The 26,095-nt window shown below is 65.3% G+C and carries 28 protein-coding genes; 15 read left to right on the top strand and 13 right to left on the bottom strand.

Annotated elements, in window-relative coordinates; translation table 11 throughout:
- Window positions 1-47 precede the first annotated feature (47 nt).
- Together parE and C0V78_RS02620 are read right to left on the bottom strand one after the other, a co-directional pair.
- Entirely contained in the window at window positions 48-2,036 is a 1,989-nt protein-coding gene (parE, locus tag C0V78_RS02625) for a DNA topoisomerase IV subunit B (protein ID WP_101796311.1), read from the bottom strand.
- Between the two features lie 73 nt (window positions 2,037-2,109).
- Window positions 2,110-3,264, bottom strand: a complete 1,155-nt coding sequence (locus tag C0V78_RS02620) for a penicillin-binding protein activator (RefSeq protein WP_101796310.1) — start codon at window positions 3,262-3,264, stop codon at window positions 2,110-2,112.
- Window positions 3,265-3,302: 38 nt separating this feature from the next.
- Here C0V78_RS02620 and rsmI point away from each other — a divergent pair, with 38 nt between their 5' ends.
- Genes rsmI through C0V78_RS02600 form a run of 4 tightly spaced genes read left to right on the top strand, consistent with a single transcriptional unit; the run spans window position 3,303 to window position 6,054 of the window.
- Window positions 3,303-4,130: a 16S rRNA (cytidine(1402)-2'-O)-methyltransferase gene (rsmI, locus tag C0V78_RS02615; protein ID WP_101796309.1), complete on the top strand. Its 828-nt coding sequence runs from the start codon at window positions 3,303-3,305 to the stop codon at window positions 4,128-4,130.
- On the top strand, window positions 4,127-4,474 hold the full coding sequence (locus C0V78_RS02610) for a YraN family protein (RefSeq protein WP_101796308.1): 348 nt from the start codon (window positions 4,127-4,129) through the stop codon (window positions 4,472-4,474). The genes rsmI and C0V78_RS02610 overlap by 4 nt, the downstream gene beginning before the upstream one ends.
- 13 nt (window positions 4,475-4,487) lie before the next feature.
- Window positions 4,488-5,444 (top strand): glutathione synthase, encoded by a 957-nt coding sequence (gene gshB, locus C0V78_RS02605; protein ID WP_101796307.1) that lies wholly within the window; start codon window positions 4,488-4,490, stop codon window positions 5,442-5,444.
- A gap of 10 nt (window positions 5,445-5,454) precedes the next feature.
- Window positions 5,455-6,054 carry a DedA family protein gene (locus C0V78_RS02600; RefSeq protein ID WP_101796306.1) on the top strand — a complete coding sequence of 200 codons (600 nt, stop codon included), beginning with the start codon at window positions 5,455-5,457 and terminating at the stop codon, window positions 6,052-6,054.
- A gap of 12 nt (window positions 6,055-6,066) precedes the next feature.
- Here the strand turns inward: C0V78_RS02600 and C0V78_RS02595 are convergent, their stop codons facing one another.
- Genes C0V78_RS02595 through rph form a run of 5 tightly spaced genes read right to left on the bottom strand, consistent with a single transcriptional unit; the run spans window position 6,067 to window position 9,987 of the window.
- Window positions 6,067-6,579 carry a glycine cleavage system protein R gene (locus C0V78_RS02595; protein WP_101796305.1) on the bottom strand — a complete coding sequence of 171 codons (513 nt, stop codon included), beginning with the start codon at window positions 6,577-6,579 and terminating at the stop codon, window positions 6,067-6,069.
- On the bottom strand, window positions 6,576-7,472 hold the full coding sequence (locus C0V78_RS02590) for a tyrosine recombinase XerC (protein WP_101796304.1): 897 nt from the start codon (window positions 7,470-7,472) through the stop codon (window positions 6,576-6,578). The genes C0V78_RS02595 and C0V78_RS02590 overlap by 4 nt, the downstream gene beginning before the upstream one ends.
- 2 nt (window positions 7,473-7,474) lie before the next feature.
- On the bottom strand, window positions 7,475-8,638 hold the full coding sequence (gene hemW / locus C0V78_RS02585; protein ID WP_101796303.1) for a radical SAM family heme chaperone HemW: 1,164 nt from the start codon (window positions 8,636-8,638) through the stop codon (window positions 7,475-7,477).
- Between the two features lie 9 nt (window positions 8,639-8,647).
- The gene (rdgB, locus tag C0V78_RS02580; RefSeq protein ID WP_101796302.1) at window positions 8,648-9,271 is read right to left on the bottom strand and encodes an RdgB/HAM1 family non-canonical purine NTP pyrophosphatase; all 624 of its coding nucleotides are present in this window, start codon (window positions 9,269-9,271) and stop codon (window positions 8,648-8,650) included.
- Entirely contained in the window at window positions 9,271-9,987 is a 717-nt protein-coding gene (rph, locus tag C0V78_RS02575; protein ID WP_101796301.1) for a ribonuclease PH, read from the bottom strand. Before rph ends, rdgB begins: the two co-directional genes overlap by 1 nt.
- Before the next feature lie 83 nt (window positions 9,988-10,070).
- Between rph and hrcA the strand changes: the two genes are divergently transcribed.
- The 3 genes from hrcA to C0V78_RS02560 all read left to right on the top strand — a co-directional run bounded on the left by hrcA (window position 10,071) and on the right by C0V78_RS02560 (window position 12,589).
- Complete coding sequence (hrcA, locus tag C0V78_RS02570) at window positions 10,071-11,111, top strand: heat-inducible transcriptional repressor HrcA (RefSeq protein WP_101796300.1); 1,041 nt, start codon at window positions 10,071-10,073, stop codon at window positions 11,109-11,111.
- Between the two features lie 19 nt (window positions 11,112-11,130).
- Window positions 11,131-11,703: a nucleotide exchange factor GrpE gene (gene grpE / locus C0V78_RS02565; RefSeq protein ID WP_101796299.1), complete on the top strand. Its 573-nt coding sequence runs from the start codon at window positions 11,131-11,133 to the stop codon at window positions 11,701-11,703.
- 85 nt (window positions 11,704-11,788) lie between these two features.
- Window positions 11,789-12,589: an SDR family oxidoreductase gene (locus C0V78_RS02560; protein ID WP_101796298.1), complete on the top strand. Its 801-nt coding sequence runs from the start codon at window positions 11,789-11,791 to the stop codon at window positions 12,587-12,589.
- Here C0V78_RS02560 and C0V78_RS02555 read toward each other — a convergent pair.
- Together C0V78_RS02555 and C0V78_RS02550 are read right to left on the bottom strand one after the other, a co-directional pair.
- The gene (locus tag C0V78_RS02555) at window positions 12,586-13,083 is read right to left on the bottom strand and encodes a vgr related protein (RefSeq protein ID WP_101796297.1); all 498 of its coding nucleotides are present in this window, start codon (window positions 13,081-13,083) and stop codon (window positions 12,586-12,588) included. The genes C0V78_RS02560 and C0V78_RS02555 overlap by 4 nt on opposite strands.
- Window positions 13,084-13,563, bottom strand: a complete 480-nt coding sequence (locus C0V78_RS02550; protein WP_158241451.1) for a copper chaperone PCu(A)C — start codon at window positions 13,561-13,563, stop codon at window positions 13,084-13,086.
- Between the two features lie 175 nt (window positions 13,564-13,738).
- Here C0V78_RS02550 and dnaK point away from each other — a divergent pair, with 175 nt between their 5' ends.
- Together dnaK and dnaJ are read left to right on the top strand one after the other, a co-directional pair.
- On the top strand, window positions 13,739-15,649 hold the full coding sequence (gene dnaK / locus C0V78_RS02545; RefSeq protein ID WP_101796296.1) for a molecular chaperone DnaK: 1,911 nt from the start codon (window positions 13,739-13,741) through the stop codon (window positions 15,647-15,649).
- A gap of 68 nt (window positions 15,650-15,717) precedes the next feature.
- Entirely contained in the window at window positions 15,718-16,842 is a 1,125-nt protein-coding gene (gene dnaJ / locus C0V78_RS02540) for a molecular chaperone DnaJ (protein ID WP_101796295.1), read from the top strand.
- A 7-nt stretch (window positions 16,843-16,849) separates the two neighbouring features.
- Here the strand turns inward: dnaJ and C0V78_RS02535 are convergent, their stop codons facing one another.
- Window positions 16,850-17,179: a hypothetical protein gene (locus C0V78_RS02535; protein ID WP_101796294.1), complete on the bottom strand. Its 330-nt coding sequence runs from the start codon at window positions 17,177-17,179 to the stop codon at window positions 16,850-16,852.
- Between C0V78_RS02535 and C0V78_RS02530 the strand changes: the two genes are divergently transcribed.
- Window positions 17,178-17,546 carry a hypothetical protein gene (locus tag C0V78_RS02530; protein ID WP_144039823.1) on the top strand — a complete coding sequence of 123 codons (369 nt, stop codon included), beginning with the start codon at window positions 17,178-17,180 and terminating at the stop codon, window positions 17,544-17,546. The two genes, C0V78_RS02535 and C0V78_RS02530, sit on opposite strands and share 2 nt — an antisense overlap.
- A gap of 6 nt (window positions 17,547-17,552) precedes the next feature.
- Here C0V78_RS02530 and C0V78_RS02525 read toward each other — a convergent pair whose 3' ends face one another.
- Genes C0V78_RS02525 through C0V78_RS15210 form a run of 3 tightly spaced genes read right to left on the bottom strand, consistent with a single transcriptional unit; the run spans window position 17,553 to window position 20,863 of the window.
- A complete protein-coding gene (locus tag C0V78_RS02525; RefSeq protein ID WP_101796292.1) occupies window positions 17,553-19,868 on the bottom strand; it encodes a patatin-like protein in 2,316 nt (771 codons plus the stop codon).
- 39 nt (window positions 19,869-19,907) lie between these two features.
- Window positions 19,908-20,735, bottom strand: a complete 828-nt coding sequence (locus tag C0V78_RS02520; RefSeq protein WP_158241450.1) for an acyltransferase — start codon at window positions 20,733-20,735, stop codon at window positions 19,908-19,910.
- A gap of 5 nt (window positions 20,736-20,740) precedes the next feature.
- Window positions 20,741-20,863, bottom strand: a complete 123-nt coding sequence (locus tag C0V78_RS15210; protein ID WP_256385662.1) for a hypothetical protein — start codon at window positions 20,861-20,863, stop codon at window positions 20,741-20,743.
- A 153-nt stretch (window positions 20,864-21,016) separates the two neighbouring features.
- Between C0V78_RS15210 and radA the strand changes: the two genes are divergently transcribed.
- From radA to alr, 5 genes are read left to right on the top strand one after another with little or no spacing between them, the layout of a single operon-like run.
- The gene (gene radA / locus C0V78_RS02515) at window positions 21,017-22,384 is read left to right on the top strand and encodes a DNA repair protein RadA (protein ID WP_101796290.1); all 1,368 of its coding nucleotides are present in this window, start codon (window positions 21,017-21,019) and stop codon (window positions 22,382-22,384) included.
- A gap of 11 nt (window positions 22,385-22,395) precedes the next feature.
- Complete coding sequence (locus C0V78_RS02510) at window positions 22,396-22,929, top strand: CvpA family protein (protein ID WP_101796289.1); 534 nt, start codon at window positions 22,396-22,398, stop codon at window positions 22,927-22,929.
- Window positions 22,926-23,345: an iron-sulfur cluster assembly scaffold protein gene (locus C0V78_RS02505; protein ID WP_101796288.1), complete on the top strand. Its 420-nt coding sequence runs from the start codon at window positions 22,926-22,928 to the stop codon at window positions 23,343-23,345. The genes C0V78_RS02510 and C0V78_RS02505 overlap by 4 nt, the downstream gene beginning before the upstream one ends.
- A gap of 50 nt (window positions 23,346-23,395) precedes the next feature.
- On the top strand, window positions 23,396-25,021 hold the full coding sequence (locus tag C0V78_RS02500) for an MFS transporter (protein ID WP_101796287.1): 1,626 nt from the start codon (window positions 23,396-23,398) through the stop codon (window positions 25,019-25,021).
- Entirely contained in the window at window positions 25,011-26,045 is a 1,035-nt protein-coding gene (gene alr / locus C0V78_RS02495; RefSeq protein ID WP_101796286.1) for an alanine racemase, read from the top strand. Before C0V78_RS02500 ends, alr begins: the two co-directional genes overlap by 11 nt.
- The last annotated feature ends 50 nt before the right edge of the window (window positions 26,046-26,095 follow it).

Below are 26,095 nucleotides of genomic sequence, written 5' to 3'. Positions count from 1 at the left end.
CCGGCGCAATGCGTACAGACTGGCGGGCTGCTTCAGCCTAGCCCCGGTCAGGCGTCGATCAGTTCGGGATCAAGCTCGCCCGCGCGGTTCTGGATGAACATGAAGCGCTGTGCCGGATCGCGGCCCATCAGCTTGTCCACCAGGTCCTTCACCGCAGCCCGGCCCTCGTATTCGGGGGGCAGGGTAATGCGCAGCAGCGAACGCTTGGCAGGGTCCATCGTCGTTTCGCGCAATTGCTGCGGGTTCATCTCGCCAAGGCCCTTGAAGCGCGCGACTTCCACCTTCTTGCCCTTGAAGCGGCCCGCTTCCAGTTCGGCCCTGTGCGCCTCGTCTCGGGCGTAGGCGAATTCCTTGCCGCAGGTGAGACGATAGAGCGGCGGCTGCGCGAGGTAGAGGTGACCGCGACGGACAACCTCGGGCATTTCCTGGAAGAAGAAGGTCATCAGCAGGGTGGCGATATGCGCGCCGTCAACATCGGCGTCGGTCATGATGACGATCCGGTCATAGCGCAGGTTATCGGGGTTGCAGTCCTTGCGGAAGCCGCAGCCCAGGGCGAGGCCGAGATCGCCGATTTCGCTGTTTGCCCGGATCTTGTCCGCCGTCGCGCTGGCAACGTTCAGGATCTTGCCGCGGATCGGCAGGATCGCCTGCGTCTTGCGATCGCGCGCCTGCTTGGCAGAGCCGCCAGCCGAATCGCCTTCGACGATGAACAGTTCGGTTTCGGCATCGCCTTCGCCGGTGCAATCCGTCAGCTTGCCGGGCAGGCGCAACTTGCGCGCATTGGTTGCCGTCTTGCGCTTGACCTCGCGCTCGGCCTTGCGGCGCAGACGCTCGTCCATGCGTTCAAGCACGTGGCCGAGCAGCGCCTTTCCGCGCTCCATGTTGTCGGCAAGGAAATGGTCGAAGTGATCGCGCACCGCGTTCTCGACCATGCGCGCCGCCTCGGGACTGGTCAGCCGGTCCTTGGTCTGGCTCTGGAACTGGGGATCGCGGATGAAGACCGAAAGCATCAGCTCGCAGCCGGTCACCACGTCTTCCGGGGCAATGTCCTTGGCCTTCTTCTGGCCGACGAGTTCGGCGAAGGCGCGGATGCCCTTGGTCAGCGCAGCGCGCAGGCCCGCTTCATGCGTGCCGCCATCGGGGGTGGGAATGGTGTTGCAGTAATAGGAATAGGACCCTTCGGACCACAGCGGCCAGGCAACTGCCCATTCGACGCGGCCCTGTTCCTCGCCGGGGAAATCCTGCGTGCCGGAAAAGAACTGCGTCGTCACGCATTCGCGCGCGCCGATCTGTTCCTTGAGGTGATCGGCAAGACCGCCTGGGAACTGGAACACCGCCTCTGCCGGGACATCCTCGGAGGCAAGGCTGGCGGCGCACTTCCAGCGGATTTCGACGCCGGCGAACAGGTAGGCTTTCGATCGGACCAGCCTGAACAGGCGCGCCGGCTTGAACTTCGCGTCCTCGCCGAAGATCTCGCCATCGGGAATGAAGGTTACCGAAGTGCCGCGCCGGTTGGGTGTGCCGCCAAGCCGCTGCAGGGGCCCGGTCGGCAACCCGCGCGAGAATTCCTGGGCGAACAGCTCCTTGTTGCGCGCCACCTCGATCCGGGTGAGGGTGGAAAGCGCATTGACCACCGAGACGCCGACGCCGTGCAGGCCGCCCGAGGTGGCATAGGCCTTGCCCGAGAACTTTCCGCCCGAATGCAGCGTGGTGAGGATCACCTCCAGAGCGGACTTGCCGGGATACTTGGGATGTTCGTCAACCGGGATGCCGCGTCCGTTGTCGGTAATGGTCAGCCGGTTGCCTTCTTCCAGTGTCACTTCGATGCGGTTGGCGTGGCCCGCCACCGCCTCGTCCATCGCGTTGTCGAGCACTTCGGCGGCGAGGTGGTGCAGCGCGCGTTCGTCCGTTCCGCCGATGTACATGCCGGGGCGGCGGCGCACAGGCTCAAGCCCTTCGAGCACCTCGATCGCGGAGCCGTCATAGCTTTCGCCGGCGGCGGACTTGGGCAGGGCTTCAAAAAGGTCGTCGGACATAGGTCCAAGGTCTTAGAACGGGCAGGAATCCGCGCGCAAGCGGGCAGCGAAACTTATCGTCAGGCCCGGTGCCTCAAGGGGCGAAGCGTGCCGGGGCGGGGCTGACCACGCTGACGCCGCCCTGCCGCAGTTCCACCACCTCGAGCGCGCGCTCGACAACCCCGTTGTCGCCGAAGCGGAAAACCCCGTCGAGCCCGAGGAAACCTTCGCGGTCATAGAGCTTGGCGGTGGGGAAAAGGGTGCCGGGCTTCCAGATCTTGGCCACGCGCAGGGTGAGCAGCACGGCATCGTAACCCATGGTGGAAATGCGATAGGGCTGGTTGCCGAAGCGGTTGCGGTAACTGTCGGCATATTGGCGGAATCGTCCGTCCGAGACGGCCGAATACCAGGCCCCGCGCAGGGCCGCGCTTGAAACGATGGCGGAATCCCCGCTCCACAGCTCGGTGCCCAGCAGGCGCGGACCGATGCCCTTGGGCCGCAGCTGCGGCGCGGCAAGCACGGCAAAGCGGCTGCCATCGGCGACCAGCACGGCATCAAACTGGCCCTTGGCCTTCAACCGCTTGGCCGCGCTGATGATCGACGGGTTGGATCGGGCGAAGGTTTCGCTGGCCACAACCGTTCCGCCCGCCTCAGCCACGGCGGTGTTGAGCGAGGCCGCTGCGCGCAGGCCGTATTCGCCATCGGGCAGCAGCGCCCCGAACCGCCGCGCGCCTTGCGAGCGCGCCCAGTTTACCGTGCGGGTGATCGACTGGTTGGGCAGGCTGCCCATGATGAACACGTCGCGCCCGGCCACCGATCCGTCGTTCGAGAACGAGATGATCGGCACCCTGGCCGGCCGCGCCACCTGGGCAACGGCGGCCACTTCATCGCCCAGCAGCGGGCCCAGGATCAGCTTGTTGCCATCGGCGATTGCGCGGGTGGCGGCAGAGGAGGGGCCGGTAGCCGTGTCATAGGTCGTGATGCGCAGGTTGGTGGCATTGGTATCGAGCAGGGCCATGGTTGCGGCATTGGCCAGCGCCTGCCCGATGCCGGCATTCGGGCCGCTGGTGGGCACAAGCAGGGCAACGCGGTGGCGCTGCTGGTCTGCGGGCAGGATATTGGCGTTGGGCTCGCTCGTCGGCGCAGGCCCGGTTTCCGGCACGCCCTTGGGAATGACCTTGCAGCCGGCCAGCAGGGCGACCGCGCCCAGGGCCATGATCTGCCGCTTGTTCACATTCCAATCGAACATCGCTTGCCGCTCCCCGTTTGGCGGTCCAATAAATCCCGATGGACACGCCACTTTCCCCCGGGCTCTACATTGTCGCTACGCCGATTGGCAATCTTGGTGACATAACCTTGCGAGCCATAGAGACGTTCCGTGGCGTATCGGCGATAGCCTGCGAGGACACCCGGGTTACGGGCAAGCTGCTCAATCATCTCGGGATAAAACAGAAGCTTGTCCGCTATGACGATCATGCGAGCGAGGAGACGCGAGAGCATCTACTGCGCCTGGCGAGCGAGCAGGCCGTGGCGCTGGTGAGCGATGCCGGCACGCCGCTGATCTCGGACCCCGGTTTCAAGCTGGTGCGGCTGGCGCGGGAACGGGGCATTCCCGTTACCAGCCTGCCGGGAGCCAGCGCGGCGATCATGGCCGTCACGCTTTCCGGCATTGCCAGCGACCGTTTCCTGTTCGCCGGTTTCCTGCCGTCCAAGGACAAGGCGCGGCGCGATGCCTTGCGCGAGCTCGCCGCCATTCCGGCAACGCTGGTGCTTTACGAAACCGCCCCCCGGCTGGTCGATGCGCTTCATGCGATCGGCGACCTGCTGCCCGGACGCGAGGTTGCCGTGGCGCGCGAGCTGACCAAGAAGTTCGAGGAATGTCGCAACGGTTCTGCCGCGGAACTTGCCGCGCATTACGGGGCCCATCCGCCGAAGGGCGAGATCGTCCTGGTCATCGCGCCGCCGCTGCCGCCCGAGCCGGAGGACCATGATATCGATGCGCTGCTCAGGCAGGCGATGGTCGATGCCAAGCCCAGCCAGGCCGCGGCGCAAGTGGCCAAGGCCACCGGGCTTGATCGCAAGATGCTTTACGCGCGGGCCATGGAGCTGAAGTGAAGCGGCAGGAGGCGGAACAGCGCGGCAGGCGCGGGGAAGCTCTCACCGCCTGGTACCTGCGGCTCAAAGGCTGGCGGGTGCTGGCACAGCGCGTGAAGACGCCGCGCGGCGAGATAGACCTTGTCGCCCGGCGCGGCCGGCTGGTCGCCTTCATCGAGGTGAAGTGGCGCCGCAACGCCGCCGATCTCGACTATGCCATCGATGCCTGGCGCCTGCGCCGGGTCCGCGCCGCGGTGGAAGCATCGGCCCATCGCTGGATGAAACCGGGGGATGACATGCGGATCGACGTTGTCCTCCTTGCGCCCGGGCGCTGGCCACGCCACATCGCCAACGCAACCATGTAACAGGGATACCCAGATGAGCCTTCGCGTCGCCGTCCAGATGGACCCGATCGAAACGATCAATATCAACGGCGATTCCAGCTTCGCGCTGATGCTGGCGGCACAGGCGCGCGGCCATGCCGTGTGGCACTATGACGTCGGAACGCTGGCGCTGGACGAGGGACGACTCACCGCATGGGCCTGCCCGGTCACGGTCCAGCGCGTGGCCGGGGATCATTTCACCAAGGGCGAATACCGCAAGATCGACCTGGCCCGGGATGTCGATGTGATCCTGATGCGGCAGGACCCGCCATTCCACCTTGGCTATATCACCGCCACCTTCCTGCTTGAGCGGCTGAAGGGCCAGACGCTGGTGGTCAACGATCCCGAAAGCGTGCGCAACGCCCCCGAGAAGGTCTTCGTGCTCGACTATGCGTGCTTCATGCCGCCAACGCTGATCGCTCGGCGGGCTGAGGATATCCGCGATTTCCATGCGCGCCATCCCGGTGACCTGGTGATGAAGCCGCTTCACGGCAACGGCGGCAGGGCGGTTGTCCGAATTCCGGCCGATGGCAGCAACCTTGGCGCGCTGTCCGAACTGTTCGACGCGGCCTGGGTGGAACCGCACATGATCCAGCCCTTCCTTCCCGACATTTCCGAAGGGGACAAGCGCATCGTGCTGGTGGACGGCGAATTTGCCGGGGCCATCAACCGGCGTCCGGGCGAGGGCGAGTTCCGCTCGAACCTTGCCGTGGGCGGCTATGCCGAGGCCACGGAGCTGACAGCGCGCGAGGAAGAAATCTGCGCCGCCATCGGCCCGGAACTTAAGGCGCGCGGGCTGGTGTTTGTCGGTATCGACGTGATCGGCGGCAAGTGGCTGACCGAAATCAACGTCACTTCGCCCACCGGCATCGTCGCGATCGACCGCTTCAACGGCACCGACACGGCGGCCAGGATCTGGGACGCCATCGAAGCCCGCCACGCCCGGATGTGATGCGCCTGCCATGAACGACTGGATCATGCGCCTGATCGAGGGCGGGGGTTATTGGGGCATCTTCTTCCTGATGGTGCTGGAAAACATCCTGCCGCCCGTGCCCTCCGAAGTCATCATGGGGCTGGGCGGTGTTGCCGTTGCGCGCGGCACGATGGAGTTCTGGCCGCTGTTGATCGTCGGCACGGTCGGCTCGACTCTGGGCAACTACTTCTGGTTCATGGTCGGATCGCGCATCGGCTATCGCCGCCTGAAGCCCTTTTTCGACCGCTGGGGCCGCTGGCTAGCCGTCGAATGGGACGAGGTGGAGAAGGTGTCCGCCGTGTTCCGCAAGCACGGCCAGTGGGTGATCTTCGTGCTGCGCTTCATGCCGCTGATGCGCACGATGATCTCGCTGCCCGCTGGCCTTGCCCACATGAGCCGGGCCCGCTTCCTCGTGTTCACCTTTGCCGGCACGGCGATCTGGAACTTTGCCCTGATCGAGGGCGGCCGCGCGCTGGCCCACTATCTCGAGAATGCCGGCGAAGTTCTCAACATCATCGCCCTTGCCGGGATTGTGCTGGCGCTGGGTTGGTACCTGTGGCGCGTCATCACCTGGAAGCACCCGGAATGACCGGGCGGGTGTTCAGCCGAAGCTGAAATCCACCATGATCTCGCCCGAAATCGCCTCCAGCGCATCCTGAAGCTGGGTGGGAGAGGAGCCGGAGGGCAGGGTCAGCTCGATCTTCGCCTTGAACAGCTCCTCGCCGGAATGGGCGCTGGGTTCCGTTTCCGAGGCGAAGGATTCGATATTCGCGCCGATAGCCGAAAGCACGGTCGTCACTTCGCGGACAATGCCGGGGCGGTCCTGCCCGACCAACTCGACCAGGATCGGCTTGGCATCGCCGGCCGGAGCGGCACCCGCCGGGACAATTGCCACCTGCAATCCGCTGGCATCCACGCCCAGGACTTCTTCGGACAACTGCGGCAGGTTGGCGGCATCGAGTTCGACCAGGATAGAGCCGACATATTTGCCGCCAAGCCGGGCAAGGTGGCTCTCAAGCCAGTTGCCGCCGGCCGCCAGCACGGCGTCTGCCAGTTCCTGCGTCAGGCCCGGACGGTCGCTGCCGAGAACGGTAAGGATGATGCGGGCTTTCATGTCTGCTCCCTTGGATGGGCGTTGCGGTAAACGTCGAGCAGCACGGCCGCGTCCACCTTGGTGTAGATCTGGGTCGAACCCAGACTGGCGTGGCCAAGCAGTTCCTGCAAGGAGCGAAGATCGGCTCCCGCCCCCAGAAGGTGCGTGGCGAAGGAATGCCGCAGCGCGTGCGGCGTGGCGCTGGCGGGCAGGCCCAAGGCCATTCGTGCCCGGGCCATCGCCTTCTGCACCATGCCCTGTGCCAGCGGACCGCCGCGTGCGCCACGAAACAACGGCTTGTCCCGCTCGGCGGGATAGGGGCACTTGCCCAGGTAATCGGTCACGGCATCGCGCACGATGGGCAGCAGCGGCACGACGCGCTGCTTGTTGCCCTTGCCGGTAACCGTCAGCGTTTCCCCAAGCGGGAGGGCCGAACCGGTGAGCGAAAGCGCCTCGGCAATGCGCATTCCCGCACCGTAAAGCAGCAGCAGCACGGCGCGATCGCGCGCGCCGATCCATTCCTCGCCCGCATTGTCGGTCACCATGGCGGCAAGGTTCACCGCGTCGTCAGGCGTGACGGGGCGGGGCAGGCCCTTCCTGATCCGCGGCCCGCGCAGGCGCGGCGGGGAGGGGTCGGGCTGGCCTGCCTGCTCGCGCGCGAAGCGGATGAACGATTTGAGCGCCGAAAGCTCGCGCGCGGCCGAGACGTTGCCGATGCCATCCGCCCGGCGGCGGGCAAGCTGGTTGCGCAGGGCAGCGGCATCAAGCCTTGCCAGCCGATGCCAGTCCGTCTCTCCCAGCTCCTCCAGCAGGCGGCCGGCGGTGCTGACATAGGCGCGCACCGTATGCGGGCTGCGGCGGCGATTGTCCGCCAAGTGCTCGCGCCAGGCTTCAAGGATGGCCGAAGGCTGCATGGTCAGGCCGGGGCATCCTCGTCAAACAGGGCGTCAGGCACCAGTGCGCCCAGCAGGCCATCGAGCAGGGTTACGCCCAGTTCCGTCACGCCGATGCGGCTGCCGCGCTGCCAAGCCAGTCCCTGCCGCTCGTAAAAGGCGAGGCGATCGGTATCGCAAAGATCATGCTGCGGCACGCCGAGGCGCGCTTCCAGATCGGCGAGGTCCACGCCCTCTGTCAGGCGCAGGCCCATCAGCAGGGCCTCCGATGCCATCTCGTTGCGGCAGAGACGTCGCGATTCGGCGATGCCGTGGCCGTTGCGGGCGACGGCTTCGAGCCAGTTTTCCGGCTTGCGGTGGCGCACGGTTGCTTCTGCCAACCGGCGGCCATGAGCACCCGGACCGATGCCCAGCGTGTCGCGATACTGCCAATAGGCAAGGTTGTGCCGGCTGCGTTCGCCCGGCTTTGCGTGATTGCTGACCTCGTAGGCGGGCAGGCCGAATGCTGCGGTCATGCTGCGCGTCATGGCAAACATGTCTGCCGCCGCATTCTCGTCCAGCGGCTCGAACTGGCGTTCGCGCACCATGGTGGCAAACTTCGTGCCGGGCTCGATGGTCAACTGGTAGAGCGAGAGATGCCCGGTGCCGAGCGCGATGGCACGGGCCAGCTCTGCCTCCCAGGCCTTGGCGGACTGGCCGGGCAGGGCATAGATCAGGTCGAAACTGACCCGCCGGAAATTGCGCTGCGCCACGTCCAGCGCGGCCAGTCCTTCTGCGGCCGAATGCAGGCGGCCCAGAAATTGCAGCGCTGCATCATCAAGCGATTGCAGGCCCAGTGAAACGCGGTTCACCCCAGCCGATGCCAGTGCGGCATAATTGCCCGCCTCGACCGAGGATGGATTGCCTTCAAGCGTGATCTCGATGTCAGGGGCAAAGCCCCACAGCCGCTCCGCCTCCGCCAGCAGCGCTTCGACAACCTGCGGCGGCATCAGGCTGGGCGTGCCGCCACCGAAGAAAATGCTCTCCAGTGGCTCGCCGCCGGCGACCTGTGCCTCGTGCCGCATGTCGGCGACCAGCGCCGCCTGCCATTGCGCCGCGTCGACGCTGTCGCGCACATGGCTGTTGAAGTCGCAATAAGGGCACTTCTTCAGGCAGAACGGCCAATGGATATAGAGCGCGCGGGCCATGGGCGCAGCTTAGCCGCCAAACTGGTCCTTCACCAGCTTGGCAAAGGCATCGGCGCGGTGGCTGATCGCGTGCTTCTCTTCCGGCTCATGCTCGGCGAAGGTTCGGGTATCGCCCAGCGGCACGAAAACCGGGTCATAGCCGAAGCCCATTGTGCCGCGCGGCGGCCAGGTCAGTGTGCCATCGGCGCGGCCTTCATAGACGGCGGTTTCGCCATCGGGCCAGACGATGGCAAGGACGCAGGAGAACCAGCAGGAACGGTCCACATCCGGGCCAAGTTCGGCCAGCATGCCTTCCACCTTGCCCATGGCCATGTACCAGTCGCGGCCGGGCGCCCCCTCGAACCACTGCCGTTCGGCCCAATCGGCGGTGTAGACACCGGGACGCCCGCCCAGCGCGGTGACCGAAAGCCCTGAATCGTCGGCCAGCGAGGGAATGCCGCTGACCTCTGCCGATGCGCGCGCCTTAATCAGCGCATTCTCGACAAAGGTCGTGCCGGTTTCCGCGGGTTCCGGCAGGCCGAGCGCGCCGGCCGAAATGCAATCCACGCCATAGGGCGCAAGCAGGGCGGAAATCTCCTTCAGCTTGCCCGCATTGTGCGAGGCGATGACGAGCTTTCCGCCGAGCTTCGACATCAGCGGCCTACCGCTTCTGCCTGGGCCGCGAAGATGCGGTCGCAGCCGATGCGGGCGAGGCGCAGCAGGCGCAGCAGGCCTTCCTCGTCATAGGTCGCGCCTTCGGCCGTGGCCTGGACCTCGGCGATGTGGCCACCTTCAATCAGCACGAAATTGGCATCGGCATCGGCCGAGCTGTCCTCGTCATAATCGAGGTCGAGCACGGGCGTGCCCTGGAAGATGCCGCAGGATACCGCCGCAACCCGGCGCGGCATGGGGTCTTCCTTGACCAGGCCCTCGGCCATCAGCTTGTCGATGGCAATGCGCAGTGCCACCCATGCGCCCGAGATCGAGGCCGTGCGGGTACCGCCGTCAGCCTGGATCACGTCGCAGTCGAGCACGATCTGGCGCTCGCCCAGTTTCTTCAGGTCCACAACGGCGCGCAGGCTCCGGCCGATCAGGCGCTGGATTTCCTGCGTGCGGCCAGACTGCTTGCCCTTTGCCGCCTCGCGGCTGCCGCGCGTGTGCGTGGCGCGGGGGAGCATCGAATATTCGCCTGTCACCCAGCCTTCGCCCTTGCCGCGAAGGAACGGCGGCACCTTTTCCTCGACCGAGGCGGTGCAGAGCACCTTCGTGTTGCCGAAGCTCACCAGCACCGAGCCTTCGGCGTGGATGGTGAAATTGGTCTGGAACGAAAGTGCGCGCATTTCATCTGGCGCGCGGCCGGAAGGTCGCATGGATAGTCCTTTGTCGATTGATCGCGCTGCCTCTGGCGCAACAGGCTTGAGGCTGCAAGCCCAGTGCTTAAATAGGGGGCAGAATGTCCGGCCCGCCGATCACAGAACTGACCACCCGTGCGCGCGAGATTTTCCGTCTCGTGGTGGAAGGCTACCTGTCATCCGGCCAGCCGGTCGGATCGAAGACCTTGGCGGGCGCGGGCCTCAACCTGTCGCCCGCGTCGATCCGCTCGGTGTTGCACGATCTGGAGATGCTGGGCCTGCTGGCCGCGCCGCATACCTCTGCCGGACGCATGCCGACCGAGGTGGGCCTGCGGCTCTTCGTCGATGGCATGATGCAGGTGGCCGAACCCAGCGAGGCCGAGCGCGCCGCCATCGAGCGCCAGCTTGCCGCGCCCGGCCCGATCGAGGCGGCACTTGCGGCGGCAACCTCTGTCCTGTCCGACCTTTCCGCCTGCGCCGGCGTTGTCATGGTGCCGCGCCGCGAGCCGCGCCTGCAACACCTGCAACTGGTGGCGCTTTCCCCCGGCAAGGCGCTGGCCGTGCTGGTGGGCGAAGACGGGGCGGTGGAGAACCGCGTGCTCGATGTTCCGTCGCACCTGCCGAGTTCAGCGCTGGAAATGGCGTCGAACTATCTTTCCGCCCAGCTCGTCGGCCGCACGCTGGGCGAGGCCGTGCGCGCGATCCGGGCCGAAATCGCCTCCGGTCAGTCTGCACTCGATGCCGCCAGTCGCGATCTGGTTGTGCGCGGCCTTGCAGTGTGGAGCGAAGATGCGCTCAATCGCCCGGTGCTGATCGTGCGCGGGCAGGCAAACCTGCTGGACGAAGCCGCGATCACCGATCTTGAACGCGTGCGCCAGTTGCTGGACGACCTCGAGAACAAGCAGTCGGTTGCCGAACTGCTCGATGCCGCGCGCGAGGCTGATGCCACCCGCATCTTCATCGGATCGGAGAACCGGCTTTTCGCGCTTTCGGGCTCCTCGGTCATCGCCTCACCCTATCGCAACCGCGATGGCCGGGTTGTCGGCGTGGTGGGTGTAATCGGCCCGACGCGGTTGAATTATGCGAGGCTAGTCCCCATGGTGGATTTCACCGCCCAGTCTCTGGGCAAACTGATCGGTTAGACAGGGCATTTTGCAGACCATGAGTGAAGACAAGAAGCCGCAGGTCGATCCCGCGGTCGAAGCGGAATTGAAGGGCGTCCCCGAGGATCTCATCGACCTCGACAAGGCGAGCGATTCGCTCGACGACGCGCTGACCCACCTGCGCAACGATCTTGAAACGGCCCGGCAGGAGATTCTCTATGCCAAGGCCGAAACGCAGAACGTGCGCCGCCGTCTGGAAAAGGACGTGGCCGATGCGCGCGCCTATGCCGCAACCGGCTTTGCCCGGGATATCCTTTCGGTGTCCGACAACCTGGCCCGCGCGCTCGAATCGATCCCTGCCGAACTGCGCGAGGATGACAAGCTGAAGAGCCTTGTCGCCGGCATCGAGGCGACCGCGCGCGAGCTGGACAAGGTGTTCGGCCTGCACGGCATCAGCCGCATCGCCGCCATGGGCCTGCCGCTCGATCCCAACCAGCACCAGGCCATGCTCGAAGTGCCTTCGGTCGATGCCGAGCCGGGCACGGTGCTGCAGGAATTGCAGGCCGGCTACATGATCAAGGACCGCCTGCTGCGTCCGGCTATGGTGGCCGTGGCAAAGAAGCCGGATTGATATCGGGGGGGCGAAAACCGCCCCCTTTCCAAGCGTCCGAAAAATTGCAACAGTCCTGTCGATATTTTCGGCAGGAGAGCGAGTTATGGACGTTTCGGGCAAGGTTGTTCTGGTCACTGGCGGCGGCGGCGGCATCGGCGCGGGCATTGCCGAGGCCTTTGCCGAAAAGGGCGCGCGCATCGCCATTACCGATATCAACGGCGAATGGGCGCAGGCAGAGGCCGCGCGCATTGGCCACGGCACGATTGCCCTAGCGCATGACGTATCCTCGCCCGAAAGCTGGGCAGGGGTGAAGGAAGCCGTCGAGGCGCAGCTCGGCCCGGTTGACGTGCTGTGCAACAACGCCGGCATTTCGCTGCCGTTCAAGCCGATGGAAGAGATCACGCTTGACCAGTTCGACCGCTGCATGGCGATCAACGTGCGCGGGGTGTTCCTGGGCTGCCACCTGTTCATGCCCGAGATGAAGGCCCGCAAGAGCGGCCACATCGTCAACACCAGTTCGGTCAACGGCCAGCTGCCGCACGGCACCTTCGCGGTCTATTCGGCCAGCAAATTTGCCGTTGCAGCCCTTTCGGAAGCGATCCGGCAGGAGCTTGAGCCCTTCGGCGTCGGCGTTTCGATCCTGTACCCCGGTCTTACCCGCAGCCGCATGTCGATGGGCCAGTGGGAAAGCCTGCCCGAAGAGATCAAGTGCGAGCTGGAAGGCAAGATGATGGACGCCATCTGGCTGGGCCGCGCCGTGGTGCGCGCAACAGAGGAAAACCGCCTCCACATCGTCACCCACCCGGATCATCTGGAAAACCTGAAGGCCCGGATCGACACGCTTTACAGCGCCTTTGGCGAACCGGCGCAGCCCGGCTTCACCGGCGGTCGCGTCCGCAGCTAAGCGCCAGCGCCAGCGCCGGGAAAGGCAACGATCGCGTCATAGGCGGCGCGCGGCGGCTTTCCCGGCAAGGGCGCGCCGCTGCGCAACAGGAAGGCGTGGCGCACGATTTCTGCCTGCTGCTCTATCCCATAGGCGGCCAGCGGCTTGCCCGGCTCCAGCTCGTAGTCATAGCGGCAGAACGGGTGGCGATGCAGGACGAGCCAGAACCGGCCCTTCGCCTGCGCCTGCCAGACGTGCACCATCTCATGAATGAACAAGCCCTGCGAGGTCAGCGGGGCGAGCGCGAAATCATCGCGGTAATGCGGCCCGTGCGGGTGGAAATGCATGTGCCCGCACGGCGCCATGACGATGTTGGCGGGCTGGAAGGGAAACCACTTGCGCCGCCGGATGCGGACGGGATCGGGGTCTATGGCAGTGCCGAAGACCCCGGCTACCAGTTCGCGTTCGCCCGCGGTCAGGCATCGTTCGCCCCCGGCGGGGCAGGCCTGTTCCACTTACTTGCCGGCCGCCGCAGCCTGCGAGATCACCGGCAGTTCGACCGAGGCCTTGTCGCCGGTGTCGAAATTGATCGTCAGCACCGTGCGCGTGTTGGGCTTCAGGTCCGGCGAAAGGCCCATGACCATCACGTGCTTGCCGCCGGGCTCGAATGCCAGCGAACCCTGCGCCGGGACTACGACGTTCTGCGCGGTCTGCATCTTGGCTACGCCGCCGGTATCGATCGTTTCGTGAACCATCGTCATCTCCACGCCCGTCACGTCGACCGACATCAACTTCTGCGGAGCCTCGCCCTCGTTCACGAGGTTGAAATAGACCGCGCCGGGGTTGCCGCTGACCAGCGGCAGGACAAGCCGCGCTTCCTGGATCGTCACGCCCTTGGCCGTGCTTTTCGGCACTTCCGGACCATTGTCACCGCCCGAGCAGCCGGCCAGCGCAAGGGTGAAGGCAGCCATGGGAGCGAGGAGGGAAACGCGCATTCGATGCAACCTTTCAGGACAGTTGTTTATCGCGCGTCCACTTAGGGTGGCGCTGCCCTTGTGCCAAGAGAAAGCGCACCTATATCGCCCTCGAACTGAGCCGCCGGCCACCTTGCCGATTTCGGGAGGAAGCCACACGCGGTGTCCAACTGCAAGACGTGAGGAATAGGGAATAATGGCAAAGGTTATCGGCATCGACCTCGGCACCACCAACAGCTGTGTCGCGGTCATGGACGGGGGCAAACCCAAGGTCATCGAAAATTCGGAAGGCGCGCGCACCACGCCGTCGATTGTCGCTTTCACCAAGGATGGTGAACGCCTGATCGGCCAGCCCGCGAAGCGCCAGGCCGTCACCAATCCGGACAACACGATTTTCGCGGTGAAGCGCCTGATCGGCCGCCGCTTCGACGATCCCATGACCAAGAAGGACATGGAGCTCGTCCCCTATTCGATCGTCAAGGGCAAGAACGGCGACGCATGGGTTAAGGCCGGTGGCGAAGACTATTCGCCCAGTCAGATCTCTGCCTTCACGCTGCAGAAGATGAAGGAAACCGCCGAGGCCTACCTTGGCGAGACCGTGACGCAGGCCGTCATCACCGTGCCCGCCTACTTCAACGACGCGCAGCGCCAGGCAACCAAGGATGCCGGCCAGATCGCCGGTCTTGAAGTGCTGCGCATCATCAACGAGCCGACCGCGGCCGCGCTCGCCTATGGCCTTGACAAGAACGACGGCAAGACCATCGCCGTCTATGACCTTGGCGGCGGCACCTTCGACATCTCGATCCTCGAGATCGGCGACGGCGTGTTCGAAGTGAAGAGCACCAACGGCGATACCTTCCTGGGCGGCGAGGACTTCGACTCCAAGCTGGTCGAATACCTGGCCGACAAGTTCAAGGCCAAGGAAGGCATGGACCTGAAGACCGACAAGCTGGCCCTGCAGCGCCTGAAGGAAGCTTCGGAAAAGGCCAAGATCGAGCTGTCTTCGGCCCAGACCACGGAAATCAACCTGCCGTTCATCACCGCTCGCATGGAAGGCGGCGCCACCACGCCGCTGCACCTGGTCGAAACGATCACCCGCGCGGACCTTGAGAAGCTGGTTGCCGACCTGATCCAGCGCACGCTGGAGCCGTGCAAGAAGGCCCTGGCCGATGCCGGCGTCACTGCCGCGCAGATCGACGATGTCGTGCTCGTCGGCGGCATGACCCGCATGCCGCGCGTCCGCGAAGTCGTGAAGGACTTCTTCGGCAAGGAACCGCACACCGGTGTGAACCCGGACGAAGTCGTCGCCATGGGCGCGGCGATCCAGGCCGGCGTCCTGCAGGGCGATGTCAAGGACGTGCTCCTGCTCGACGTGACCCCGCTTTCGCTCGGCATCGAAACGCTGGGCGGCGTGTTCACCCGCATGATCGATCGCAACACGACGATCCCGACCAAGAAGAGCCAGGTCTATTCGACTGCCGAGGACAACCAGCAGGCCGTGACCATCCGAGTGTTCCAGGGCGAACGCGAAATGGCGGCGGACAACAAGCTGCTTGGCCAGTTCGACCTCGTCGGCATCCCGCCGGCGCGGCGCGGCGTGCCGCAGATCGAGGTGACTTTCGATATCGACGCCAACGGCATCGTGCACGTGACGGCGAAGGACAAGGGCACCGGCAAGGAACAGCAGATCAAGATCCAGGCTTCGGGCGGTCTTTCGGACTCGGACATCGACCAGATGGTCAAGGATGCCGAGAAGTTCGCCGAAGAGGACAAGAAGCGCCGTGCCGAGGCCGAGGCGAAGAACAACGCCGACAGCCTGGTCCATGCGACCGAGCGCCAGCTTGAAGAGCATGGCGACAAGATCGACGCCTCGCTCAAGGCCGAGGTTGAGGCCGCCATTGCCGCGACCAAGACCGCGATCGAAAGCGGCGATGCCGACGAGATGACCGCCAAGACCCAGGCGCTCACCGAAGCCGCCATGAAGATGGGCCAGTCGATCTACGAGAAGGAACAGGCAGCAGCCGCCTCTCCGGGTGCGGAAGCACCTGCGGGCGGTGAGGATGTCGTCGATGCCGAATTCTCGGAAGTCGACGACAACAAGAACTGATCTGGCAATGAACCGTATCCGCCGCTCGCGTATCCACGTGGGCGGCGGGTCACGTTAGGGGCGGGGCAATGTCAGCCGAAGTCGACTATTACGAACTGCTCGAGGTTTCCCGCGGCGCGGACGATGCGACGATCAAGTCATCGTACCGCAAGCTTGCGATGAAGTACCACCCGGACAAGAACCCCGGCTGCGCCGAGAGCGAGGCAAAGTTCAAGGCGATCAGTTCCGCCTATGCCTGTCTTTCCGACCCGCAGAAGCGCGCCGCCTATGACCAGTACGGCCATGCCGCCTTCGAGAACGGCGGAATGGGCGGCGGCGGATTTGGTGGCGGCAATCCGTTCAACGATCTGGGCGACATCTTCGAATCGATCTTTGGCGGTTTCGGCGGCGGACGCCAGCAGGCCCGCCGCGGCGCCGACCTGCGCTATGATCTGGAAATCACGCTGGACGATGCCTTCCACGGCAAGTCCGCCCAGATCGAGGTGGAAATCTCTGCAACCTGCGAACCCTGCGAAGGATCGGGCGCGACGCCCGGCACCGGCACGCGGCGCTGCAACCTGTGCGGCGGCCACGGCAAGGTGCGCGCGCAGCAGGGCTTCTTCATGGTCGAGCGGACCTGCCCGACCTGCCACGGCCGCGGCGAAGTGATCGAAAGCCCCTGCCGGTCCTGCGGCGGGGAAGGGCGGGTCGACCAGCGCCAGACGCTCGACGTCAATATCCCGCCGGGGGTCGATTCCGGCACCCGCATCCGCCTTGCCGGCAAGGGCGAGGCCGGGCCATTCGGCGCGCCTCCGGGCGATCTCTATATCTTCGTCCATGTCAGCCGCCATCCGGTGTTCGAGCGCGACGGTACAACGCTGCTGACCCGCGCACCCATCACCTTCACCAAGGCGGCGCTGGGCGGCGAGATCGAAATTCCGGGCCTTGATGGCGCGCGCCACACCATCTCCATTCCCGCCGGCATCCAGTCGGGCAAGCAGCTGCGCCAGCGCGGCGCGGGTATGCCCGTGCTGCAGGGACGCGGCCGGGGCGACCTTGTCATCGAGATCATGGTCGAAACGCCGACGAAACTCACCGCCCGCCAGAAGGAACTGCTGCGTGAATTGCAGGAGACCGAGACGGGCGATGAATGTCCGCAGTCGAAGGGCTTTTTCGACCGGATCAAGGAAGTGTGGAACGACCTGACCGACTGATCCTGCCTCAGCCCCGGCGGCGGGGCAGGAACAGCATGAAGCAGGCCATGTCGAAGCGGAACACCAGCAGGCAAAGCACGTGCAGCAGCACGAGCGGCAACAGCAGGTTGCCAAGCGTTTCGTGCACTTCGCCAAGGATGCCTTCCTCGCCCTCTTCGCCTTCGCCGCCATCGGCGCGGGCGGCAGGAGCAAGTCCCATCAGGCTGGCAGGGGCGCTGAGCGCTTCGTGTTCTTCCTCGCGGTCATTGCCGCGCTTGTCGCCGTGTTCGCCATGCCGATCGCGCTTTCCATCATCGGCGCGGATGCTCTTGCCGACCAGCGTTCCACCCTGGTCCATGGCAATTCCGGTGCCGGCTGTGCCGATGACGGAAAGCAGCAGGAGCAACGTCAGAGAATTGCTTACCGCAGGGTGCCCGGATGCCGGTCTGGCCCACAGGGGGCTGGCGAAAACGCGGGACAAGGCGGCGGAATTCGAACCCGCGCATGCGGGCAAGGCCCAGCACCAGCCGACCGAGGATCAGCGCGCCGACAAGATAGCCCGTCCAGGCATGAACCAGGCCCAGTTCCTCGGCAGTGGACCAGGCGACGGTGACCGCGATCGCGAAGAGCAGGTGGTGAAACCGGAACGCATTCATAGGCTTGTCCTTACGGTCAGCCCCCTTCCGTCCGGTGCCCCTTGCAGATGCGCGATGGCGGGGAATTGACCGCGATCAATCTGCCATGCGCGAAAGCACTTCGGCCCTGATTCCGGGGACCAGCCCCGGATCGGCGAGAAGCCGCGCCTCTTCCTCGTCGAGTATGGCGAGGAAGGCATCGCGCTTCAGCCGCGCCAGTTCCCGCGCATCGAACATCTGGCCGTCGGGCAGGGCGCTGGCGATCAGGTCGATCATCCGCTCCGCCCCGTGCAGCCGGCCCCACAGGTAGTCGTTCTCGCGATAGGCGCGGCTGAAGAAGGCGCCGAAATTGAAGAACTCCACCCCGCGCAGGCAATCCGCCGCGCCCCCGCCGCGAATGGAATTGCAGTCGTCGGGCGAAATGCGGTCGATCTTAACCGGATCGAATTCGTTCAGTCCCTCGCCGTGAAGGAAGGGGAATGAAACGACATCGTAGAAGGGGAAACCGAGGTAGGACAGCAGCACCTTGCGGCGCAGCGGGCGCGGCATCAGCGCCATGGCCTCGGCAAGGATGCTGTCGGCACTCTGGTCCGCCGCGCGCAGGTCGCGGGCGCCGGCGATATGGTCCAGGACCGTTCCCGGATCGGTCAGCGCCTTTGCCGCAACCGTGGGAAAATCGGGTCCGAGCCTGGCCGAGCCTTCTGCCTCGAAATAGACCGCCAGCGCCTTGTACACCATATCGCGCGCAAATTCGCGGTCATCGGCGGAAACGCCGGGATCGCCGTCCCAGTCCTGCGTCAGGCGGCGAGCCAGCAGGCGCAGGCGACGGATGCGGTGCTGCAGGTCATGGCTGCGGAAAAAGGCGATCGCCTCGGGCGAGGCACCGCCGCGCATGGCCGTCATGTGATCCAGCCCCTGCGCGCGCAGGTGCCGGGTAAGGGTGCGGGCGATGATTTCGGCCGAAAGATCGGGGACGGCGCGCTCGATGATCCGCGAGAGCTCGTCGATGATCGAAACGAACTTGGCCTGGGCATAGCCGTGATAGGCATAGTCGGCGCGGCGCACAGCGGCTTCCTGCGCCTTTTCGCGCCATGCCGCCAAGCGCTTGATCGTGGGGCGATCAAGGAACAGGGTGCGCCCGAAGGTCTGCTGCACTGCCTCTTCCACCTCGGGCCGCAGAGCCATGACAATGCCGCGCACCCGTTCCATCTCGCGGCTCTGGCGCTCAAGCTCCTCAAGGTTGTCGCGCACCGGCTGTTCGCGCGGGATCGACGAGAGCGAGCCGAAAATCACCGAGAAGAACCCCGGCGCGCGCGGATCGTCGTGGCCCAGGCCGCCAACCTCGTCCGGCTTGGGATCGATATAGACGAACCGCCGGTCCACCTCGCGCTGGGCAGGCCGGTCATGCAGCACGCCGATCGCCTCGGAAAAGGGAGCATTGACCAGCACCGACCCGTCGATCAGCGAAACGTGCTCGACCTCTCCCTTCGCATGATGCTCGGGCAGGACGCGGGCGAGGAAAGCGTTGCGCCCACTCCATTCCGCCCCGCGTTCGCTGGCGAGCAGGTCGATCTCGCCGGCCCGCAGGGGAGGGAACGCCCCCGGGAAGCTCGCGGTGGCACGTGCCGCGAAGACCAGCTCGCAAGGATCGGCAAGCCCGATGCCGCTCACCGCAGGGACCATCGAACGGAACCCGATCGACACGCGATGCTCGCTTTCCTCCACCAGCGGCGGCGAATGCATCCGCAGGGTCTGGACATGGCCCTTGAAATCGGTGGCGGTAACGAACAGGTCCAGCGGATGGCGCGGCGGCAGCAGTGGTTCGCTCGTCGGGCTGGCGGCCATGCTGTCAAACGCATTCGCCAGCACCCGCGAAAAGCCCAGCCCCCCGAAGGGCGGCTCGAACCAGCGCGAACGCACCAGCCGGGAAAGCTTGGCCCGCACTTCCTTGCGCGTCTCCCGCGCGACGCTTACCGTCACCATGTTGCCGGGGCGGGTGAGCAGGAAGTGGACCACCGGCACGGCCCAGAACTTGACGAAACGCGTCCACAGGCGGGCGTCGGGATCGAGCATCTCGTCGCTGTCGGTCTTTTCCAGCCAGAGCTGGGTCAGCGGCTCAAGGCTTTGCCCGGAATGGATGGCCTGGGCCAGGAACACGCCGTTGATTCCCCCGGCACTGGCCCCGGCGATGATGTCGATCAGCACCCGCAGGCGCAGGCCGTGCGCCTTCTCGACCCGCTCCAGCATCCGGCGATAGATCGCCTGGCTGCCCGGCGTGCAGGGCCGGTCACCGTGGAAATTCCGGCTCGCCCGCGCAAGCTTCCACAGCTCCTTGGTCACGCCATGCATATAGACCGTAAGGCTGACGCCGCCGTAGCAGACGAGCGCAATGCGGATTTCCTTCTGGCGCATGGCTATGGAATGGCAGAGCTTTGCCGCGCGCGCCAGAGGCTAGCTGGCGGCAAGGGCTCCGGCCTTGCGAGACCGGTGCTGCCACCAGCTGCGGATGGCGCGAAGGGCGGGCTGTTCGATCAGGCTGCGGATCACCTGGGCCAGGGCAAGGGCGGCGGCGAGGGTGAGGACCAGGGCGAGCAGGGGACTCGCGCCCATTTCCTCCAGCCGGGCAATCAGCGCATAGCCGACGAGCTGGTGCACCAGGTAAAGCGGGTAGGACAGGCCGCCAAGCCACAGCAGGACGGGCCTGTCGAGCAAGCCCAGCCTGCCTTCTGCGAGAGCCGCGAAGAGGCCGGCCGTCGCGCAAAGGACCAGCAGCCCGACAAGCCCATCGACCAGCCCGATCACCGCGGCGCACAGGGCGAACAGCGGCAGCTGCTGCGCCCAGCGCCGTTCTCTCGCGCGGACCCGGTATGCAGCGATGCCCACGGCGAACCACGGGACATAGTCCACCAGCAGCAACTGACCGAGCCGCGAAGGCAGCACAGGCACAACCCACCACAGCAGCTTCAGTGAAACCCAGCCGATCAGCACTGCCTCTATCCGGTGCAGCCAGCGGACCTTCCACAGTGCGAACATGCACAGGTAAAAGGCCAGCTCGACCGTGAGCGACCAATAGACGCCGTCCACGCTGGGCAGGTAGAGGAACCCCTGCAACATCGTCAGGTTCGCGGCGACGATCCACCCCGGCTGGGCCAGTTCGGGCGCGCCCATTGCGCGCACCAGCAGCGATGTCGCCGCCACCCCCGCCCAATAGGCGGGGAAGAGGCGGGCAAAGCGCGAGATGACGAAATCGGCGCCGCGATCGGTCCTCTCAAGGGTCATGAAGATCACGAAGCCGCGAAGAACAGCTCCACGCCGAAACCGCCCCATGAAAGGCCGATGCCGACCGGATGGGCAGCCGGATAGATTTCCGGGGCTTTCCATGTGTAATGGAACAGCAGGACGAGCAAGGCTGCGATCCCGCGAAGCGCATCGAGTTCCGCAAGTCTGCCTGTTTGCCGTGATCCCGCCATTGCCCTTCGTTAAGGCCGAGGCGTAAATTGCGGATTAAGCGCCATTTGCCGCCCCTTGCGTTCCATTTATGTTCTTGTTAAGCGGCGAGCATGGCCAAACCGAAACGCCGTTACGTATGCGCCGCCTGCGGGTCGGTAACGCACCGCTGGCAGGGGCAATGCGCCGATTGCGGCGAATGGAATTCGCTGAGCGAAGAAGCACCGGAGACAGCGTTCTCGGCCAAGCATGACCTTTCCTCGGGCGGAAGGCCGCTCGATTTCGAGGCGCTGGATGCCAAGGGCGACATGCCGCAGCGCCGCTCTACCGGCCTGCCGGAGTTCGACCGTGCGCTGGGCGGCGGGCTGGTGCCGGGATCGGCGATCCTGATGGGCGGCGATCCGGGGATCGGCAAATCCACCCTGCTTTTGCAGGCGGCGGCCAAGATTGCCCAGTCCGGCGGGAATGTCGTCTACATCTCGGGCGAGGAGGCTGCCGGCCAGGTGCGCTTGCGAGCGGAGCGGTTGGGGCTGGCGGGAGCACCCGTCCTGCTGGCGTCGGCCACGTCGGTTCGCGATATCCTGACCACGCTTGGCGGCATGGCTGCGCCGGCACTGGTGGTGATCGATTCGATCCAGACCATGCATTCGGACATGATCGAAGGTGCCCCCGGCACGGTCAGCCAGGTGCGGGCCTCTGCCTTCGAACTGATCCGCTTTGCCAAGGAAGCCGGATCCGCGCTCGTGCTGGTCGGGCATGTCACCAAGGATGGCTCTATCGCCGGGCCGCGCGTGCTTGAACACATGGTCGACGTGGTCATGAGCTTCGAGGGGGAACGCAGCCACCAGTATCGCATCCTGCGCAGCCTGAAGAACCGTTTCGGCCCGGTGGACGAAATCGGCGTTTTCGCCATGGCGGGGCAGGGGCTTGAGGAAGTGGGCAACCCGTCATCGCTGTTCCTTTCCGGACGCGAGGATCCGGTGCCCGGCAGCGCGGTCTTCCCTGCGGTAGAAGGCACGCGCCCGGTGCTGATCGAGATCCAGGCGCTTATCGTGCGTCTGCAAAGCGGTGCCACGCCGCGCCGAGCCGTGGTGGGCTGGGACAGCGGGCGGCTCGCCATGCTGCTGGCCGTGCTTGAGGCGCGCTGCGGCCTGAACTTCTCCAGCGCGGAAGTGTACCTCAATGTTGCCGGTGGCTATCGCCTGTCCGATCCTGCGGCAGACCTTGCTGTTGCCGCGGCCCTGGTTTCCGCCTTGTCGGACAAGCCCTTGCCCAGCGGTTCGGTCTGGTTCGGCGAGGTTTCGCTCGCCGGAGAAGTGCGCCCCGTGGCTCATTCCAGCTTGCGCCAGCGCGAGGCCGGAAAGCTGGGATTCACATCTGCCGTCATGGCGTCAGATAATGGACAGTCCGTTCCCGGCATGCGTCAGCACGCGGTTACAAATCTTCGGCAGATCGTTGACCGGGTCGTGGCCGAAGAGTAACTTTCGCCTTAATGACAGGGTTTGACATCGGGGTATTGATCGTGGTCGGCGTCACCGCGGCCAGCGGGTTCATGCGCGGATTCGTGCATGAGATTCTCTCGCTGGCGGCGTGGGTCGTTGCCGTGCTGGCGATCCATTACCTGCACACGCCGCTCACGGAACAGGTGATCCCGTTCACCGGGGACCAGTTCGGGTCTGCGGCAGTCTTGGCATTCGCCCTGCTGCTGCTGGTGCCCTATTTCATCATCAAGATGCTGGCCAGGCGCATGGGCGCGATGAGCCGGGATTCGGTGCTCGGCCCGATTGATCGGGTGATCGGCTTCGGCTTCGGCGGGATCAAGGGCCTGCTCATCATCGTGATGGGCTTCTCCATCATCGTTCTTGGTTTCGATACGCTTCGCGGGGTTGGCGGCAGGCCGCCGTGGATGACGCTTGCGCGCACCTATCCCTTCGTCAACGCCGGCAGTGAAGCGCTGGTCAAGATCATTGCCGAACGGCGCAGCGAAGCGGCCAAGGCGGAACAAGAGCGCCTCGACCGCCAGTGAGCGCCAGTCCGCCAAAGCTTTACACCCCGCAGGTCCTTGCGCTGGCCACCGGCCTTGCCCGCTGGCCGCACGATCCGGCAATGCCTCTGCAAGGCCGGGCGCGCTCGCAAAGCTGTGGCTCGACGCTCGCCCTGTCGCTCGAACTTGACGAACAGGGGCGCATCGCCGGGCTGGGTGTTGCCGCGCAGGCCTGCGCCATCGGCCAGGCATCGGCAGCGATCTTTGCCGCCGCCGCCGAAGGGAAGAATGGGCAGGAACTGGCGAGCAGTCTCTCGGCGATCGAGGACTGGCTATCGGGCAAGGGGGAAATGCCTGCCTGGCCCGGCCTTGATGCCATAGCGGCCGCCACGGCCTATCCGGCGCGGCACGGCGCCGTGCTTTTGCCATGGAAAGCCGCGCTTGACGCGCTTCCCTAAGCGCGAAGTCCCCGCTAGAGGATCGGAAAATCTCAGGGCGGGGTAAGAGCATGTCCGAACCGGCAAGGCATCCAGAGGTCAATCCTAGCGACAAGGAAATCAAGCTCGTCATCGCGGCCAGTTCGGCCGGTACGGTGTTCGAGTGGTACGATTTCTTCATTTACGGCACGCTTGCCGCGATCATCGGCAAGACCTTCTTCCCCTCGGGCAATGCCACGCTTGAAACGCTGCTGGTCTGGGCCGGGTTTGCCGTAGGCTTCGGCTTCCGCCCGCTGGGGGCCATCCTGTTCGGTTTCCTGGGCGACAAGCTGGGCCGCAAGTACACCTTCCTCGTCACCGTAACCCTGATGGGCATCGCCACGGCTGGCGTGGGCTTCATCCCCTCCGCCGAATCCATCGGCATTGCCGCGCCGATCATCATCATCCTGCTGCGCGTCTTGCAGGGGCTGGCCCTTGGCGGCGAATACGGCGGCGCGGCAATCTACGTTGCCGAACACGCCCCGCCCGAAAAGCGCGGCTATTACACTGGCTATATCCAGGCCAGCGTGGTTGGCGGTTTCGTGCTCAGCCTCGTGGTCGTGCTGGCTTGCAAGGCCTCCATGAGCCCCGAGACGTGGAATGACTGGGGCTGGCGCGTGCCGTTCCTGCTGTCGATAATCCTGCTCGGCATCTCGCTGTGGATGCGCATGATGCTGTCGGAAAGCCCGGTCTTCCGCGCCATGCAGGAAGAAGGCGAGATTGCCGGCAATCCTTTCGTCGAAAGCTTCACCTATCCGGGTAACAAGAAGCGGATCTTCATCGCCCTGTTCGGCATTGCCGCGGGCCTGACGGTGATCTGGTACACCGCGATGTTTTCGGCGCTGAGCTTCCTCAAGGGGCCGATGCGGATGGAAGACATCACGGCCGAAGTGATCGTCGGCCTGGCGGCGGCCTGCGGCATGGTGTTCTTCGTCTGGTTCGGCAAGATTTCCGACCGGATCGGTCGCAAGAAGCCGATCATCGTCGGCTACCTGCTCACGCTCCTGCTGCTGTTCCCGGCCTTCTGGACGATTGGCAGCGCCGCAAATCCGGGCCTGGCCGAAGCCGCGCGCACCTCGCCGGTCGTTGTGGGCGGGCCGGACTGCACCTACAACCTGTTCGATGCCGAGCAGAAGACCGACTGCGGCAAGCTGCTGTCCGATCTCGCCGCTATCGGCGTGGCCTATGAACGGGTCGAGAGCCCGACACCGATCCTCACCGTAGGCGGCAAGCCGCTTCCGCTCGACCAGTATCCCTTTGCCGACAAGGCCGCGCGCGGAAAGCAGCTGCAAAGCTGGCTGGGCGAGGCGGGCTATGACCTCAAGAAGGTGAAGCCGGATGCGGCCAGCCTGGCGGTCATCTTCTTCACCCTGCTGGGCCTCATGTTCCTTTCGGGCATGACCTACGGTCCGGTTGCCGCGCTGCTATCGGAAATGTTCCCGCCGAAGATCCGCTACAGCTCCATGTCGATCCCCTACCACATCGGCACGGGCTATTTCGGCGGCTTCCTGCCGCTGATCGCCAGCATGATCGTGGCGCTGAACGGCAATCCGTTCTCGGGGCTCTGGTACACCTGGATCATCGTTGCGGTGGCGTTCCTCGTCGCGCTCTGGGGCCTGAAGGGCGGACCGCCGCGCGATTTCGAAGATGACGCCTAAACCACCGCTGCGGCTGCACCTCGATACCGATGCACTGGTCCACAACTGGCGCGCACTCGATGCCCTTTCGGGCAAGGCGCGGGCGGGGGCGGCGGTAAAGGCGGATGCCTATGGCCTTGGTGCGCCGCGCGTGGTCAAGGCACTGGCTGCGGCCGGCTGCCGGGATTTCTTCGTCGCCTACGCCGGGGAGGCAGCGCAAATCGACGGGCTTGTCGATCCGGCACAAATCTCCGTGCTGCACGGTCCGCTGACCGCGGACGAGGCCCGCTTCATGCAGGCTCGTGGCATCCGGCCGACAATCAACTCGATCGAGCAGGCGCAATGCTGGCTTGATACAGGCGGCGGGGCCTGCGACCTCATGGTCGATACCGGCATGAACCGGCTCGGGCTGGCCCTGAGCGACCTTGGCGATGATCTGGTCGCGCGCCTCGATGTTGAAGTGCTGCTGTCGCACCTGGCATCGGCGGACGAGGATTCGCCGCTCAACGCGCAGCAGCGCGCCCGCTGGATCGAGGCCCGCGCCATGGTTCCATCACGCGGGTGCAGCCTTGCCAATTCGGCCGGGATCGTCCTGGGCGAAGGATACCACGGCACACTGACGCGCCCCGGACTCTCGCTTTACGGCGGTGTTCCCCGGGCGGAACTTGCCGGCACGATCCGCCAGGTTGCCTATCCGCAAGCCACGATCATACAGGCGCGCGAGGTCAGTGCCGGCGACACCATCGGCTATAACGCCACCTTTACCGCAAGCCGCGCCATGCGGATCGGCGTGGTCGCCCTGGGCTATGCCGATGGCTATCTGCGCTGCTGGTCCGGCAAGGGAATGCTGCGCAGCAACGGCACGCCCTTGCCGGTAGTGGGGCGCGTCTCCATGGACATGACGCTGATCGACATTTCCGCTGCACCGCACATCAGGGCGGGGGATTGGGTGGAGGCAGACTACGCCCTGCCCGAAGCCGCGCAGGCTTGCGGGCTGTCGCAATACGAGCTGCTGACATCGCTGGGCCGCCGCTTCTGCCGGTGACAGCTGGGTTTTCGCTGCGCAGCATAAGTCATGTTGCACCGCACCAGCTG

The organism is Novosphingobium sp. TH158, from assembly GCF_002855555.1.
Taxonomy (GTDB): domain Bacteria; phylum Pseudomonadota; class Alphaproteobacteria; order Sphingomonadales; family Sphingomonadaceae; genus Novosphingobium.
This window is presented reverse-complemented; position numbering and strand designations above follow the sequence as displayed.

Excerpts from the sequence above, each read along its gene's own strand:
- parE (WP_101796311.1), bottom strand. The coding sequence starts at position 2,036 with ATGTCCGACGACCTTTTTGAAGCCCTGCCCAAGTCCGCCGCCGGCGAA.
- C0V78_RS02620 (WP_101796310.1), bottom strand. The coding sequence starts at position 3,264 with ATGTTCGATTGGAATGTGAACAAGCGGCAGATCATGGCCCTGGGCGCG.
- rsmI (WP_101796309.1), top strand. The coding sequence starts at position 3,303 with ATGGACACGCCACTTTCCCCCGGGCTCTACATTGTCGCTACGCCGATT.
- gshB (WP_101796307.1), top strand. The coding sequence starts at position 4,488 with ATGAGCCTTCGCGTCGCCGTCCAGATGGACCCGATCGAAACGATCAAT.
- C0V78_RS02600 (WP_101796306.1), top strand. The coding sequence starts at position 5,455 with ATGAACGACTGGATCATGCGCCTGATCGAGGGCGGGGGTTATTGGGGC.
- C0V78_RS02595 (WP_101796305.1), bottom strand. The coding sequence starts at position 6,579 with ATGAAAGCCCGCATCATCCTTACCGTTCTCGGCAGCGACCGTCCGGGC.
- C0V78_RS02590 (WP_101796304.1), bottom strand. The coding sequence starts at position 7,472 with ATGCAGCCTTCGGCCATCCTTGAAGCCTGGCGCGAGCACTTGGCGGAC.
- hemW (WP_101796303.1), bottom strand. The coding sequence starts at position 8,638 with ATGGCCCGCGCGCTCTATATCCATTGGCCGTTCTGCCTGAAGAAGTGC.
- rdgB (WP_101796302.1), bottom strand. The coding sequence starts at position 9,271 with ATGTCGAAGCTCGGCGGAAAGCTCGTCATCGCCTCGCACAATGCGGGC.
- rph (WP_101796301.1), bottom strand. The coding sequence starts at position 9,987 with ATGCGACCTTCCGGCCGCGCGCCAGATGAAATGCGCGCACTTTCGTTC.
- hrcA (WP_101796300.1), top strand. The coding sequence starts at position 10,071 with ATGTCCGGCCCGCCGATCACAGAACTGACCACCCGTGCGCGCGAGATT.
- grpE (WP_101796299.1), top strand. The coding sequence starts at position 11,131 with ATGAGTGAAGACAAGAAGCCGCAGGTCGATCCCGCGGTCGAAGCGGAA.
- C0V78_RS02560 (WP_101796298.1), top strand. The coding sequence starts at position 11,789 with ATGGACGTTTCGGGCAAGGTTGTTCTGGTCACTGGCGGCGGCGGCGGC.
- C0V78_RS02550 (WP_158241451.1), bottom strand. The coding sequence starts at position 13,563 with ATGCGCGTTTCCCTCCTCGCTCCCATGGCTGCCTTCACCCTTGCGCTG.
- dnaK (WP_101796296.1), top strand. The coding sequence starts at position 13,739 with ATGGCAAAGGTTATCGGCATCGACCTCGGCACCACCAACAGCTGTGTC.
- dnaJ (WP_101796295.1), top strand. The coding sequence starts at position 15,718 with ATGTCAGCCGAAGTCGACTATTACGAACTGCTCGAGGTTTCCCGCGGC.
- C0V78_RS02530 (WP_144039823.1), top strand. The coding sequence starts at position 17,178 with ATGGCAATTCCGGTGCCGGCTGTGCCGATGACGGAAAGCAGCAGGAGC.
- C0V78_RS02535 (WP_101796294.1), bottom strand. The coding sequence starts at position 17,179 with ATGGACCAGGGTGGAACGCTGGTCGGCAAGAGCATCCGCGCCGATGAT.
- C0V78_RS02525 (WP_101796292.1), bottom strand. The coding sequence starts at position 19,868 with ATGCGCCAGAAGGAAATCCGCATTGCGCTCGTCTGCTACGGCGGCGTC.
- C0V78_RS02520 (WP_158241450.1), bottom strand. The coding sequence starts at position 20,735 with ATGACCCTTGAGAGGACCGATCGCGGCGCCGATTTCGTCATCTCGCGC.
- radA (WP_101796290.1), top strand. The coding sequence starts at position 21,017 with ATGGCCAAACCGAAACGCCGTTACGTATGCGCCGCCTGCGGGTCGGTA.
- C0V78_RS02510 (WP_101796289.1), top strand. The coding sequence starts at position 22,396 with ATGACAGGGTTTGACATCGGGGTATTGATCGTGGTCGGCGTCACCGCG.
- C0V78_RS02500 (WP_101796287.1), top strand. The coding sequence starts at position 23,396 with ATGTCCGAACCGGCAAGGCATCCAGAGGTCAATCCTAGCGACAAGGAA.
- alr (WP_101796286.1), top strand. The coding sequence starts at position 25,011 with ATGACGCCTAAACCACCGCTGCGGCTGCACCTCGATACCGATGCACTG.